This is a genomic window from Orbaceae bacterium lpD04 (genome assembly GCA_036251935.1).
In the GTDB taxonomy this organism is placed as follows: Bacteria; Pseudomonadota; Gammaproteobacteria; order Enterobacterales; family Orbaceae; genus Orbus; species Orbus wheelerorum.
The window spans coordinates 2,798,473-2,812,238 of sequence record CP133967.1 but is presented as its reverse complement, the minus strand read 5'-3'; the positions used below and the strand labels follow the sequence as shown (position 1 = coordinate 2,812,238).

10 protein-coding genes and 4 tRNA genes are annotated in these 13,766 nt (G+C 36.0%); 10 read left to right on the top strand and 4 right to left on the bottom strand.

The window, feature by feature from the left end:
- Positions 1-147: 147 nt before the first annotated feature.
- The 4 genes from RHO14_12395 to codB form a co-directional block, all read right to left on the bottom strand.
- Complete coding sequence (locus RHO14_12395) at positions 148-1,047, bottom strand: recombination-associated protein RdgC (protein WVD71126.1); 900 nt, start codon at positions 1,045-1,047, stop codon at positions 148-150.
- 105 nt (positions 1,048-1,152) lie between these two features.
- A complete protein-coding gene (locus tag RHO14_12390; protein ID WVD71125.1) occupies positions 1,153-1,902 on the bottom strand; it encodes a MipA/OmpV family protein in 750 nt (249 codons plus the stop codon).
- A 109-nt stretch (positions 1,903-2,011) separates the two neighbouring features.
- Positions 2,012-3,289: a cytosine deaminase gene (locus tag RHO14_12385; protein WVD71124.1), complete on the bottom strand. Its 1,278-nt coding sequence runs from the start codon at positions 3,287-3,289 to the stop codon at positions 2,012-2,014.
- A complete protein-coding gene (gene codB / locus RHO14_12380) occupies positions 3,286-4,533 on the bottom strand; it encodes a cytosine permease (GenBank protein ID WVD71123.1) in 1,248 nt (415 codons plus the stop codon). The genes RHO14_12385 and codB overlap by 4 nt, the downstream gene beginning before the upstream one ends.
- A gap of 283 nt (positions 4,534-4,816) precedes the next feature.
- Here codB and glnS point away from each other — a divergent pair, with 283 nt between their 5' ends.
- The 10 genes from glnS (at position 4,817) to nusG (ending at position 13,725) form a co-directional block, all read left to right on the top strand.
- Entirely contained in the window at positions 4,817-6,475 is a 1,659-nt protein-coding gene (gene glnS / locus RHO14_12375; protein ID WVD71122.1) for a glutamine--tRNA ligase, read from the top strand.
- Positions 6,476-6,602: 127 nt separating this feature from the next.
- Positions 6,603-7,475, top strand: coding sequence for a tRNA cyclic N6-threonylcarbamoyladenosine(37) synthase TcdA (gene tcdA, locus RHO14_12370; protein ID WVD71121.1), 873 nt, complete (start codon positions 6,603-6,605; stop codon positions 7,473-7,475).
- 324 nt (positions 7,476-7,799) lie between these two features.
- Positions 7,800-10,502: a bifunctional acetaldehyde-CoA/alcohol dehydrogenase gene (adhE, locus tag RHO14_12365; GenBank protein ID WVD71120.1), complete on the top strand. Its 2,703-nt coding sequence runs from the start codon at positions 7,800-7,802 to the stop codon at positions 10,500-10,502.
- 180 nt (positions 10,503-10,682) lie between these two features.
- Positions 10,683-10,758: transfer RNA gene (locus RHO14_12360), tRNA-Thr, on the top strand.
- Positions 10,759-10,790: 32 nt separating this feature from the next.
- A tRNA-Tyr gene (locus RHO14_12355) sits at positions 10,791-10,875 on the top strand.
- Between the two features lie 143 nt (positions 10,876-11,018).
- Positions 11,019-11,093 (top strand) — tRNA-Gly (locus RHO14_12350).
- 2 nt (positions 11,094-11,095) lie between these two features.
- Positions 11,096-11,171 (top strand) — tRNA-Thr (locus tag RHO14_12345).
- 257 nt (positions 11,172-11,428) lie between these two features.
- The gene (gene tuf / locus RHO14_12340) at positions 11,429-12,613 is read left to right on the top strand and encodes an elongation factor Tu (protein WVD71119.1); all 1,185 of its coding nucleotides are present in this window, start codon (positions 11,429-11,431) and stop codon (positions 12,611-12,613) included.
- Positions 12,614-12,776: 163 nt separating this feature from the next.
- Positions 12,777-13,178: a preprotein translocase subunit SecE gene (gene secE / locus RHO14_12335; protein WVD71118.1), complete on the top strand. Its 402-nt coding sequence runs from the start codon at positions 12,777-12,779 to the stop codon at positions 13,176-13,178.
- 1 nt (position 13,179) lies between these two features.
- Complete coding sequence (gene nusG / locus RHO14_12330) at positions 13,180-13,725, top strand: transcription termination/antitermination protein NusG (GenBank protein WVD71117.1); 546 nt, start codon at positions 13,180-13,182, stop codon at positions 13,723-13,725.
- Positions 13,726-13,766: the final 41 nt, after the last annotated feature.

Below are 13,766 nucleotides of genomic sequence, written 5' to 3'. Positions count from 1 at the left end.
AATAAAGCTTTATTTCCGTTTATTGTAATTATACATAGAAATATTTATTCAAGTATACCACGCCAAATTTGCATTGGTATAGATAATTCTTTCTCTTCTTATTAAAGAAAAATATTTATCTTTAATAAATCTTTTGTGGATTTTACGCTAATTAGTGATTTTTATCAATGTATTAAAAGTGTCAGATAATGCTTTAGTCATAATAATAAAATCTGCTTCAAGCCTTTTATCTTTTTCTTCTGGCATAAAATCTTCGTTTTTATCTGCAATCGAACTGTCAAATTTGATTCTTTTTAATGTGTAATCTTTATTTAGAATGAATGAAACACCCCTTTCATCGATAAGGTTTAGCTTATTAACTTGTTTCCCTGCATCAATATGCACGAATACTTCATTGCTATCTATTTCGAGATTTTTGCAGCGTACAATTTGATTATCTTCGAGTGCATCTTTAAGTTCTATTTCACTACCTAGCTGTATTGGTGGATGCTGCACTTTGTTTCTAACCCACTCGGTCATCGTTTTATCTAATGGGGTTTCACTTGCTAATGGGGCAATAGATAAGCTTCCCATCTCTTTTCTTAATAGCGCTAAAATATCTTCGGATTGCTTGAAACTTGCACTATCAACGATGACTCTTCTTGCTTGGGTATCTATCCATAGCCAGAAAAATTGGTATTTACTAAATGCTCTAGGTAATAGATCAATAAAGATCTCATCTTGTAATGACTGTTTTTCGGTTTTCTTTAATTTACGACCTAATACATTTTCTTGTGTATTTATTTTATCGGCTAAGGCTTGTTTAACTACCGATGAGGGTAAAATTTTAGTTTCTTTTTTTAAACGTAATAATAATTGCCCGTTAATATCAATAAGTAGCGAATTATCACTATTTTCACCATAGGGGGAAATCCAGCCCGATCTCGTGCTATCAGTATTTCCACAAGGTACGAATGGACAAGCATTTATCGCTTTCTCAACGAGCTGCTTATCAAGAAGGTTATCTTTATTGAGCTGATAAATAATCGCATTTCTAAACCAAAGCATATTGATAAATCTTCCTTAACAAATATTTCGTAATATGCCCGTAATTATTAAATAAAACGGGCATGGCAAATTTTAATATCAAATTATTTAAATAAAAAAATGATATTAGAAATTATATGTGACACCAGCAAAAACGCTTGGTACTGTACTATTAGCAATCATTGGGCTATTTTTTGCATCACCAGTTAATTTATCAACCCTAGCACCAAGATAAGTGCCAAAATTTTGGGTCAATGCATAATTCCCAACGATTGATATATATGGCGTAAATGAACTTTTCGCATCGTGGTAAGCAAGCCCCGAACGAGCGGATTCACTATGAGATATACCATAATAATAATCATTATGTTTATCATTTGCCCAGTTGATCCCAATTCGTGGTTCAATAGACCATTTATCGCCTGAGAATGCATAAGCATAACTTGCATTAATTAAAACACTATTACTTTCATTTAAAACATCTGCACCAATGCTTGCTGCAAAACTACCAAATTCAGTTGAAAGTGAATATCTTGCCTCAGCTAAAAGTGTTGAGTGACGTTTACTTAGCTTTTTCATTTGAGAATTATCAGTATCTTTTGTTTTAAATTCTAGTGGAAGATAACTTACTCCAAGAGAGACTTTCTGATTTTCATCAGAATAAACATAAGCACCTGCAGTAAAATTGTTAATGAAAAATATTTCATTAGAAAATGCAATATGGGGTAATGGATAATATACCGCGCCATAGCCTTTATATGGTGAATCAGTCCAACTTGCGCCCATTCCTACAGAAATTGGTGTCGCTTGAACTGAAACAGACGAAATAAGTAATGCTACGCTAACTGTTAATGAAGAAACAATACGCTTATTCATTGATGACTCCTGAGATATTATAAGTATAAGTTACTATCAAAAAGCTGCTCATGGTTTGAGCAGTTTTACTTTTGGATGAAAAATTTATGTATTAACAACACATTTACATCTAACTATATGTTATCACTTTTTCTTGATCTTCTATAATATAATGTTGGGCAGGTTCTGTTCTTGCGATGATTTTACCGTGACGGATAGAATAAAGAATAGGCGTTTGTCGGCGAACGGCATCAAATCCATTTTTAGCGGGTAAGATTATTAGATTAGCATCATTACCTTTATTGATACCATATTGTTTATCAGAAAGATAAAATGTTTTAGCGCTATTAGTTGTAATAAGCGCTAAGCTTTGGTTTATTTGTTCATAGCCCATTAGCTGGCAAATATGTAATCCCATATGAAGCACCTGCAACATATTTGCTGTGCCTAGTGGATACCAAGGGTCAAACACATCATCATGACCAAAGCACACATTAATTCCGGCTTCTAACAGTTCTTTAACTCTTGTAATACCACGACGTTTTGGATAAGTATCAAATCGGCCTTGTAGATGAATATTAACAAGAGGGTTGGCAACAAAATTAATACCAGATAATTTTAATATCCTAAATAAACGTGAAGTATAAGCACCATTATAAGAATGCATTGCAGTTGTATGGCTTGCTGTAACCTTATTTCCCATCTCATATTTATGTGCTAATGCAGCAACTGTTTCAACGAATCGAGACTGCTCATCATCAATTTCATCGCAATGAACATCAATTAATCGATCATATTTTTTCGCAAGTTCAAAAATAAAATGTAATGACTCAATACCATATTCACGAGTGAATTCAAAATGGGGGATCGCACCAATAACATCTGCACCTAATTTAACTGCTTGTTCAAGTAGTTCTTTACCATTGGGATAAGAAAGGATCCCTTCTTGTGGAAAGGCAACGATTTGTAAATCAACCCATGGCGCAATTTCTTTTTTGACCTCTAACATTGCTTTTAATGCTATCAATGATGGATCTGATACATCAACATGAGTCCGCACATATTGTATGCCATTAGCAATTTGCCATTGTAACGTTTTGAGTGCGCGGCTTTTAACGTCATCATGAGTTAGCATTGTTTTACGCTCTGACCAGCGCTCAATTCCTTCAAATAATGTTCCAGATTGATTCCAAGCGGGTTGCCCTGCAGTTTGTGTGGTGTCTAAATGAATATGCGGTTCAATGAAAGGGGGAATGACGAGTCCTTCATTGGCATTAAGGTCACAATGTATTTTACCCTTTTGCTCTGATATTTCACCAAATTTGCCATCGGTTATTTCTATTTGCCATAACCCTTCTCGATTTGGTAGGCGAGCGTTACTTACAATAAATGTCTTTTTTGTGTTCATTTTAGGCCTCTAGAAACCTTGATTCTTCGTTCAAACGAATTAATAATTATATAACTTATTGCACTACCTAACACTGAATTTATGGGAACAACGCCAGGTAATAGTTTTGCGCAAAAAATCCCAATCGCAACAGCTATGATGGCAACCCAATTAACTTTTCTTCGGCTACCATTAACTAAAGATTGATAATGTTTTTTATTGATAAAATAATCAGCGATAATGACCCCGCCAATTGGTGGAATCGCGGTTGATAAGAAAGTTAACCAACCGACAAAATTATTATATAGCCATACCGCACAAAGTGTACCAATGATCCCATTCATCATTGACATTGTTTTGCTTGATAGCCCAGTTATATTTGACATACCAAGTCCTGATGCATACAGTGCATTATCATTGGTAGTCCAAATATTAAGTCCAAGAACAATAATTGCTGGAATTAATAAACCTTGCGCTATCATCACATCTGAGATATCCGCTTGACCAACCGAAGCCGCACCTGCTGCACCGAAAATAAACATTAACGAATTGCCAACTAAAAAAGAAAGGATAATGATAATAAAGACATGCCTGGCATGTTTACCAAAACGAACAAAATCGGCGGTAAGTGTCCCTGCACTAATAAAAGATCCCACAACAATTGTCAATGCGGTAGAAAATGATAATGGCTTTGTCGGCGTTATATCGATTAATGCATTTATTCCACCAGCATCACTAACAGCAATCCAGACAGAGTAACAACCCAAAATACCAATTGCAGGCACTGCAATAATTGATAGATAAAGAAGGGCTTTAATTCCTTCAAAGGCGACAGTGATAGTCATTAAAATGCCAAATAAACCAATAAGTAAATACTCATTAAGGCCAGTTGCTTTACTTACAGGGAAAGCAAACATGGCAAGCCCAACGCCAAACCAGCCAATTTGCGTTGCACTTAATAAAAAAGAAGGTAACCAAGAGCCTTTTAGCCCAAATGAAAAACGGGCTAATAAATGTGTCGAAAATCCAGTTTTTGCGCCAATGTAACCAAGTGTAGCGCTATATATTCCTAGCAGTAAGTTACCAATAAAAAGAGCAAAAAAGAAATTGCTAAATGTAAGGCCGGTGCCTAGTGTTCCTCCTGCCCACATACTGGCAGAAAAAAAAGTTAGACTTAACATAATAAATGTTAATGAAATAGCGCCTTTTTTAGCAGAGAGTGGTACTGCTTCTTGACTAAAATTATGATCTTTTGTTTTTGACATAGTGAGTCCAATTCGTCTTAATTAATAAAAGCGCGCTCATTATAATGATTTTTGACAGACAAACTATAACATAACTAATTGATAATATTTAATTGATTGAAAAACAAATAGTATTATTTTTGAGACAAAAAATATATAATTTACCCGCGTAGAGCCTTTATCTCTATTTAGCCAAGAGAATTGTCATTAATAACATTCACGAATAGTAAAAAATTTGTTATATTCACGCGCTATAGTTTTAAACATGCTAGCAAGCAATATTAATTGAGATTTAGGGGATTTTATGAGTGATGTCGAAGCTCGTCCAACAAACTTTATTCGTCAAATTATTGATAATGATTTGGCTGAAGGTAAATATCAAACGATTCAAACACGTTTTCCGCCAGAGCCAAATGGCTATTTGCATATTGGTCACGCTAAGGCTATTTGCTTAAATTTTGGTATTGCCCAAGATTACCGTGGTAAATGTAATTTACGTTTTGATGATACAAATCCAGTAAAAGAAGATGTTGAATATGTCGAATCAATTAAACATGATGTTCAATGGTTAGGGTTTCGGTGGGATGGAGAAGTACGTTATTCATCAGACTATTTTGAGCAACTTTACCATTATGCAATTGAGCTAATCCAAAAAGGTCTTGCTTATGTAGATGAATTATCTGCTGATGAGATCCGAGAGCATCGTGGAACGCTAACTCAAGCAGGTAAAAATAGCCCTTATCGTGATCGCACTATCGATGAAAATTTATCATTATTTAATAAAATGAAAAATGGTGAATTTGCGGAAGGTAAAGCGTGCTTACGCGCTAAAATTGATATGACTTCCCCATTTATTGTAATGCGTGATCCTGTTTTATATCGCATAAAATTTGCTAATCATCATCAAACTGGCGATGCATGGTGTATTTATCCAATGTACGATTTTACTCATTGTATTTCTGATGCGATAGAAAATATTACTCATTCGCTTTGTACATTAGAGTTTCAAGATAATCGTCGTTTATATGATTGGGTGCTAGATAATATAACGATTTCTTCTCGTCCACATCAGTACGAATTTTCGCGCCTAAATTTAGAATATGCCATAACTTCAAAACGTAAACTAAATTTACTCGTTGCTGAGAAAATTGTTGATGGTTGGGATGACCCAAGAATGCCAACTGTATCAGGAATGCGACGTCGAGGTTATTCTGCTGCTTCAATTCGCGAATTTTGCCAACGAATTGGGATAACTAAACAAGAAAATACTGTTGAGATGAGTGCGTTGGAATTTTGTGTACGTGAAGATCTTAATGAAAATGCACCACGTGCGATGGCAGTAATCGACCCAGTTAAAGTGATTATTGAAAATTTTTCTGAGTCATTAGATGAAATTCTTATGATGCCAAATCATCCTAATCGCCCAGAACTCGGTCAACGCGACGTTGCCTTTACGCGTGAGCTTTATATTGACCGTGCTGATTTTCGTGAGGAAGCGAATAAAAACTATAAACGATTAGTATTAGGTAAAGAAGTACGCTTACGTAATGCTTATGTCATTCGAGCTGATCGCGTTGAAAAAGATGATGAAGGTAAGATAAAAACGATTTATTGTTCGTATGATCCGGCAACGCTAAACAAAAATCCTGAAGATGGACGAAAAGTTAAAGGCGTTATTCATTGGGTATCTGCTAAATTTGCATTACCTGCAGAAATTCGTTTATATGATCGTTTATTTAATACGCCAAATCCAGGTGCGGCAGATGATTTTCTCGCGACGATAAATCCAGAGTCATTATTGATAAAACAAGGATTTGTTGAACCAAGTTTACGTGATAGTAAAGCTGAATTTTCATATCAGTTTGAGCGAGAGGGGTATTTCTGCCTAGATAGCAAATATGGAAAAGATAATAATTTAGTTTTCAATCGAACAGTCGGTCTTCGTGATAGTTGGAGCGAATAACTGACGCTTTTGCTATTTGATTAGAACCGCCTTTTGGCGGTTTTTTTATGCCATAATGACATCTTACAACAACTTTTTAACGAAAAATTAAGTATTATATTTGAAGCTAACTCAATGATTGATAAATTTGCATCAAATAAGCTTCACTGATAGTATTAGCCAACTCAAATCGCTCTGGATTCAGACTTTTTTACTTATTATGAATAATGCCTTTTCCAATACTTATTATCAACGTTTTAGCGGTATTGCTCGTCTTTATGGTGAACAGGCGCTTATCAATTTTCAACAATCAAAAATCGCAGTGATCGGGATTGGTGGCGTTGGTTCATGGGTTGCTGAGTCTCTAGCTCGCAGCGGGATAGGCCATATTACACTAATTGATATGGATGATGTTTGTATCACCAATACCAATCGTCAAATTCACGCGTTAAAACAAAATATTGGACAAACTAAAACAGACGTTATGGCGGAGCGAATTTTACAAATTAATCCTGAATGTCATGTTAGTTGTATCGATGATTTTATTAACCAAACTAATACTTGTGAATACTTAGGTACTAGAGATCAGCCAAAGTATGATTTTATTATTGATGCTATAGATAGTGTTCGTGATAAAGCTGCTGTTTTAGCTCATTGTAGGCGTAATAAATTAAAAATTATTACTATTGGTGGCGCCGGCGGTCAAAAAGATCCAACAAAAATTCAAGTCAGTGATTTAGCCAAAACAGTTCAAGATCCTTTAGTGGCTAAGTTACGTGAAAGATTAAAAGGTGAGTTTAAGCTAACGAAAGATAGTAAAGGAAAATATGGTATTGCTTGTGTATATTCAACCGAGCAACTTACTTATCCTACTACCAATGGCCAAGTTTGTTTAGTTAAAAATCAAGCAGAAGGACCTAAAAAAATGGACTGTTCTTCAGGATTTGGCGCTATTACAACTGTTACCGCGACATTTGGTTTTGTTGCTGTGAGTTATGTATTAGATAGATTATCAAAATAATATAGCGACTAGCAATATAATTATTGTTGTATCTATCTGATTTATTTTTACAAAAAATTTATTCAAAATAATATTACTTTTCCCTCTTGAAATTTAGTTATTTTCCTCTATAACTATTGAATGAAATAAACTATCGAATTAATTGTGATTGCCTTACAAATTGTGCGCTGTTTTGTTATGAGTATTGAATCGGAACATAAACTAATTTAGGATAGTATCATCAGTCTAAATATAAAATAAAATAATAAAAATATGCAGTAATCACTGAAAAAGACGACCAGATTTAAACTTAAAACTTAAAAATTAAAACTAGGAGATAGTCATATGTCAGTTACTAACTTAGCTGAGTTAGATAAGCTAATTGCAAGAGTAAAAAAAGCACAAGAAATTTATGCAACATTTACTCAAGAACAAGTCGATAAAATCTTTGTTGCCGCTGCAACTGCCGCAGCCGCAGCGCGTATACCATTAGCACAGCAAGCTGTTGCAGAATCAGGAATGGGAATTGTAGAAGATAAGGTAATAAAGAACTTATTTGCAGCAGAATATATTTTAAACAAATTCCGTAATGATAAAACTTGTGGTGTTATTGCTGAAAATGAACCCTTTGGAACGATAACTATCGCAGAACCATTAGGTATTATTTGTGGGATCGTACCAACAACAAACCCGACATCAACAGCAATTTTTAAATCATTAATCAGTTTAAAAACCCGTAATGCAATTGTATTTTCTCCTCATCCTAGAGCAAAAAATTCAACAATTGAAGCTGCTCGTATTGTACTTGATGCAGCTATTAAAGCCGGTGCACCAAAAGATATTATTGGTTGGATTGATGAACCCTCAATTGAATTATCAAATGGCTTGATGCATCATCCTGATGTTGCTGCAATTTTAGCAACAGGTGGACCTGGAATGGTTAAAGCAGCTTATAGTTCAGGTAAACCCGCTTTAGGCGTTGGCGCGGGTAATACGCCAGTAATTATTGATGAAACAGCGGATCTTAAACGCGCAGTTGCCTCGGTATTAATGTCTAAAACTTTTGATAACGGTATGATTTGTGCGTCAGAACAAGCAATTGTTGTTGTTGATTCTGTATATGATGAAGTTCGCCGTTTACTTGGTGAGTATGGTGCTTATATTCTTGATGCTAAAGAAACCAAAGCTGTACAAGGGATTATTTTAAATGATAAAGGCGCGTTAAATGCCAATATCGTAGGTCAACCTGCCGCGAAAATTGCTGAATTAGCGGGCTTTAAAGTTCCGTCAGCTGCTAAAGTCTTAGTGGGTGAAGTATCTAAGGTCGATTTATCCGAGCCATTTGCTCATGAAAAGTTATCTCCGACTCTCGCCATGTTTAAAGCAAAAGATTTTACTGATGCTGTCGAAAAAGCTGAAAAATTAGTTGAAATGGGTGGGTTAGGTCATACGTCAGTACTTTATACTGACCAAGACACAAATCGTGATCGTATTGCTTATTTCGGTAGTAAAATGAAAACTTGCCGAATACTGATTAACCAACCAGCTGCTCATGGTGGGATTGGTGATTTATATAATTTTGATTTAGCGCCGTCTTTAACATTAGGATGTGGATCATGGGGTGGAAACTCTGTATCTGAAAATGTGGGACCTAAACACTTAATCAATAAAAAAATTATCGCTAAGAGAGCAGAAAATATGTTATGGCATAAATTACCAAGTTCTATTTACTTTAAACGAGGCTCATTACCTATCGCGTTGAATGAAGTTATTGAGCAAGGTGCTAAACGTGTATTTGTCGTTACAGATAAATTCTTGTTCAATAATGGTTATTCAAAACAAATTACTGACCAAATGGAAGCTCAAGGCATCATTTGTGAAACGTTCTTTGATGTTGAAGCAGATCCAACATTAACAGTTGTTCGCAAAGGTACAGATGCTATGATTTCGTTTAAGCCTGATACCATTATTGCATTAGGTGGTGGTTCGCCAATGGATGCTGCGAAAATTATGTGGGTACTTTATGAGCATCCAGAGACTAAATTTGACGAATTAGCGCTTCGTTTTATGGATATTCGTAAACGTACTTGCCATTTTCCAAATATGGGGCAAAAAGCTAAATTAATCTGTGTTACAACAACATCAGGAACTGGTTCAGAAGTGACGCCATTTGCTGTTGTAACTGATGATGCGACTGGCCAAAAATATCCTCTAGCTGATTACGCAATAACGCCAAATATGGCGATTGTTGACGCTAATTTAGTGATGAACATGCCTAAGTCTCTTTGTGCTGCTGGTGGTTATGATGCTGTTACTCATGCATTAGAAGCTTATGTTTCGGTTATGGCGAGTGAATTCTCTGATGGACAAGCTTTACAGGCATTAAGCCTATTAAAAGCTTATTTACCCGCTAGCTACAAAGAAGGTGCTAAAAATCCTATTGCACGTGAAAAAGTACATAGCGCAGCAACCTTAGCGGGTGTCGCTTTTGCTCAAGCATTCTTAGGGGTTTGTCACTCAATGGCACATAAAATTGGGGCTGCATTCCACATTCCACATGGCGTTGCTAATGCAATGTTGATTTCTAATGTGGTGCGTTTTAATGCAACGAATAAACCAACTAAGCAAGGTACTTTTAGCCAATATGGGTATCCTCAAGCGATAGCTCGTTATGCTGAAATTGCAGATCACTTAGGTTTAACCTCTCCTTCTGATAAATCAGAGAAGAAAGTTGAAAAACTAATTGGCTGGCTTGATAAGCTTCGTGTAGAGCTTGATATTCCATTCTCAATTAAAGATTTTGGTATTAGCGAAAAAGCCTTCTTAGCGCAAGTTGATCAATTGGCTGTGGATGCATTTGATGACCAATGTACTGGCGCAAATCCGCGTTATCCTTTAATTGCAGAGTTAAAACAGATCCTTCTTGATACATATTATGGACGAGCTTATAAAGATACTGGCGATATAAGTGAAGATGTTGCGGTGAAAACAGCAGCAAAAGGCGCGACAAAAGTTAAAACTGAGTCAAAAGTAGCAAAGAAAAAGTAATATAATAAAATATATTATTATAAAATAGAGCCCCAGATTTGGGGCTTTTTTGTTCGAATTCATGCTAAAATATACCTAAAAAGGGCTTTTTGTTTTTTTTTTAAGCAAACAAAATAAAAATGTTTTTTTTTGCTTGCCAAGAGGGGGTAATATATCCTACAATGCGCAGCACTTAGGCAGGCCGGCTTAGCTCAGTAGGTAGAGCAACTGACTTGTAATCAGTAGGTCGCCAGTTCGATTCCGGCAGCCGGCACCATTAGTCCTAAGTAAATTAAGTTAAAGTTTCGGGGTGGGGTTCCCGAGCGGCCAAAGGGAGCAGACTGTAAATCTGCCGTGTCACACTTCGAAGGTTCGAATCCTTCCCCCACCACCATCAACTTTTATTTAATTAAAAGATTTTAAATAAAATAGAATTTAAATAGCCAGTTCTATTTTATCTTGGCCTAACTAAGTGTAAATATAAAATTGATAAACCTAATTTTTAAAATCATTTAGTAAGCTGAAAGTTTTGAACATGCGGGCATCGTATAATGGCTATTACCTCAGCCTTCCAAGCTGATGATGCGGGTTCGATTCCCGCTGCCCGCTCCAATGCTGATATAGCTCAGTTGGTAGAGCACACCCTTGGTAAGGGTGAGGTCGGCAGTTCGAATCTGCCTATCAGCACCATTCTCAATATTCATATTAAATTTTAATCTTTCAGTGCAAATAATTACTTTGGTTTTAGCGTGATTAAAACAAAATATTTAGTTAGTTCCTGACTATAAAACTTGTAACAAGGTGTATTTATCTGATATCATTCAGAGCTGATTTTTAAAGTCAGTATTATTTACATTGCATGGGTTTATAATTATCTCAAAAAGCATATAATACTAGGTTAATGTGGTGTTTTGACACCGATTTGTATTACATTAGAGGGACAATCAATGTCTAAAGAAAAATTTGAACGTAAAAAACCCCACGTTAACGTAGGAACAATCGGCCACGTTGACCATGGTAAAACAACTTTAACAGCGGCTATCACAACAGTATTAGCAAAAAAATACGGCGGTAGCGCACGTGCATTCGATCAAATCGATAATGCACCGGAAGAAAAAGCACGTGGTATTACTATCAATACTTCACACGTAGAATATGATACACCAACTCGCCACTACGCACACGTAGACTGCCCAGGCCATGCTGACTATGTTAAAAACATGATCACAGGTGCGGCACAAATGGATGGTGCAATTTTAGTAGTAGCCGCGACAGATGGCCCAATGCCACAAACGCGTGAACACATTCTATTAGGTCGTCAAGTAGGTGTACCTTTCATCATCGTATTCTTAAACAAATGTGATATGGTTGATGATGAAGAGTTATTAGAATTAGTCGAAATGGAAGTGCGTGAACTTCTATCTCAATACGATTTCCCAGGTGATGATACACCAGTAGTACGTGGTTCAGCGCTACAAGCGTTAAATGGCGTGCCAGAGTGGGAAGAAAAAATCATTGAATTAGCAGGTTACTTAGACTCTTACATTCCAGAGCCAGAGCGTGACATTGATAAACCTTTCTTATTACCAATTGAAGATGTATTCTCAATCTCAGGTCGTGGTACAGTAGTAACAGGCCGTGTAGAGCGTGGTATTGTAAAAGTTGGTGAAGAAGTTGAAATTGTTGGTATCAAAGCGACAGTAAAAACGACGTGTACTGGTGTTGAAATGTTCCGTAAATTGCTTGACGAAGGTCGTGCAGGTGAGAACGTAGGTGTGTTATTACGTGGAACTAAACGTGAAGATATCGAACGTGGTCAAGTACTAGCGAAACCGGGAACAATTAAGCCACATACTGATTTTGAATCAGAAGTGTATATCTTAAGTAAAGAAGAAGGCGGACGTCATACTCCATTCTTCAAAGGTTACCGTCCACAGTTCTACTTCCGTACAACTGACGTAACAGGAACAATCACTTTACCAGAAGGCGTAGAGATGGTAATGCCAGGCGATAACATCAAGATGGTAGTATCATTAATTCACCCAATCGCGATGGATGACGGTTTACGTTTTGCTATCCGTGAAGGTGGACGTACTGTTGGTGCGGGTGTGGTTGCTAAGGTTATTAAGTAATTTAGTTCAATAAATGATAAATTTGAAGGGGTGTCTTAAGATACCCTTTCTTATCTTGTCGAATAGTTTTAATACTGATAGTCTATTTGGTAAAATGCTTTAGTTTTTTAATCGAGCATTTTATAAAATAGATTATAAGATGAAAATAAATAATGGGTTTTATATGAGTACTGTTAGTGATAATCATGGAACAAGCAAAGCGCTTGATAAAATTAAGTGGCTTTTCGTTTTTATACTGGTAGTTTTTGTTATATGGGGTAATTTTTATTTTGCTGGGCCAAATTCTGTCTACCAACCTAATGTTGTTGTAAGAATTATTGGCGTTATCCTTGTTGCTGTTTTAGCATTATTACTTGCAATAACCACGCAAAAAGGTAAAAGTCTTATCAGCTTTGCTAAAGAGTCTCGTATGGAACTTCGTAAAGTTGTGTGGCCAACAAGAAAAGAAGCAATACAAACTACATTACTAATTGCTGTAATAACGATTGTTGTCGGTCTTTGTTTATGGGGATTAGACACATTCTTTTTTTGGGCAATATCAAAATTAACGGTGTTAGGACATTAGTATGAGTGAAACACAGAAAAAGCGTTGGTATGTAATTCAGGCTTACTCGGGCTATGAAGCGCGTGTTGCACAATCATTACGCGAATATATTAAATTACATAACATGGAAGATTCGTTTGGTGATGTTTTAGTACCAACGGAAGAAGTGGTAGAAATGAAAGGTGGACAACGACGCAAAAGCGAAAGGAAATTCTTTCCTGGCTATGTGTTAGTTGAAATGCTAATGAATGATGCTACCTGGCATTTAGTTCGAAGCGTACCTAGAACGATGGGATTTATTGGTGGAACATCTGATAGACCTGCACCAATTTCACAAAAAGAAGTTGATGCGATAATGAATCGTTTACAACAAGTTGGTGATAAGCCGCGCCCTAAAACATTATTTGAACCAGGTGAATTGGTTCGTGTTAACGAAGGTCCATTTGCTGACTTTAACGGTGTTGTAGAAGAAGTTGATTATGAAAAAAGTCGCTTAAAAGTATCTGTATCAATTTTTGGTCGAGCAACACCTGTCGAGCTTGATTTTAGTCAGGTAGAAAAAAGTTAAGTGGTTTTTAATTTAGTTTTTTATAAAACCGGATTATTATC

Excerpts from the sequence above, each read along its gene's own strand:
- RHO14_12395 (WVD71126.1), bottom strand. The coding sequence starts at position 1,047 with ATGCTTTGGTTTAGAAATGCGATTATTTATCAGCTCAATAAAGATAAC.
- RHO14_12390 (WVD71125.1), bottom strand. The coding sequence starts at position 1,902 with ATGAATAAGCGTATTGTTTCTTCATTAACAGTTAGCGTAGCATTACTT.
- RHO14_12385 (WVD71124.1), bottom strand. The coding sequence starts at position 3,289 with ATGAACACAAAAAAGACATTTATTGTAAGTAACGCTCGCCTACCAAAT.
- codB (WVD71123.1), bottom strand. The coding sequence starts at position 4,533 with ATGTCAAAAACAAAAGATCATAATTTTAGTCAAGAAGCAGTACCACTC.
- glnS (WVD71122.1), top strand. The coding sequence starts at position 4,817 with ATGAGTGATGTCGAAGCTCGTCCAACAAACTTTATTCGTCAAATTATT.
- adhE (WVD71120.1), top strand. The coding sequence starts at position 7,800 with ATGTCAGTTACTAACTTAGCTGAGTTAGATAAGCTAATTGCAAGAGTA.
- tuf (WVD71119.1), top strand. The coding sequence starts at position 11,429 with ATGTCTAAAGAAAAATTTGAACGTAAAAAACCCCACGTTAACGTAGGA.
- secE (WVD71118.1), top strand. The coding sequence starts at position 12,777 with ATGAGTACTGTTAGTGATAATCATGGAACAAGCAAAGCGCTTGATAAA.
- nusG (WVD71117.1), top strand. The coding sequence starts at position 13,180 with ATGAGTGAAACACAGAAAAAGCGTTGGTATGTAATTCAGGCTTACTCG.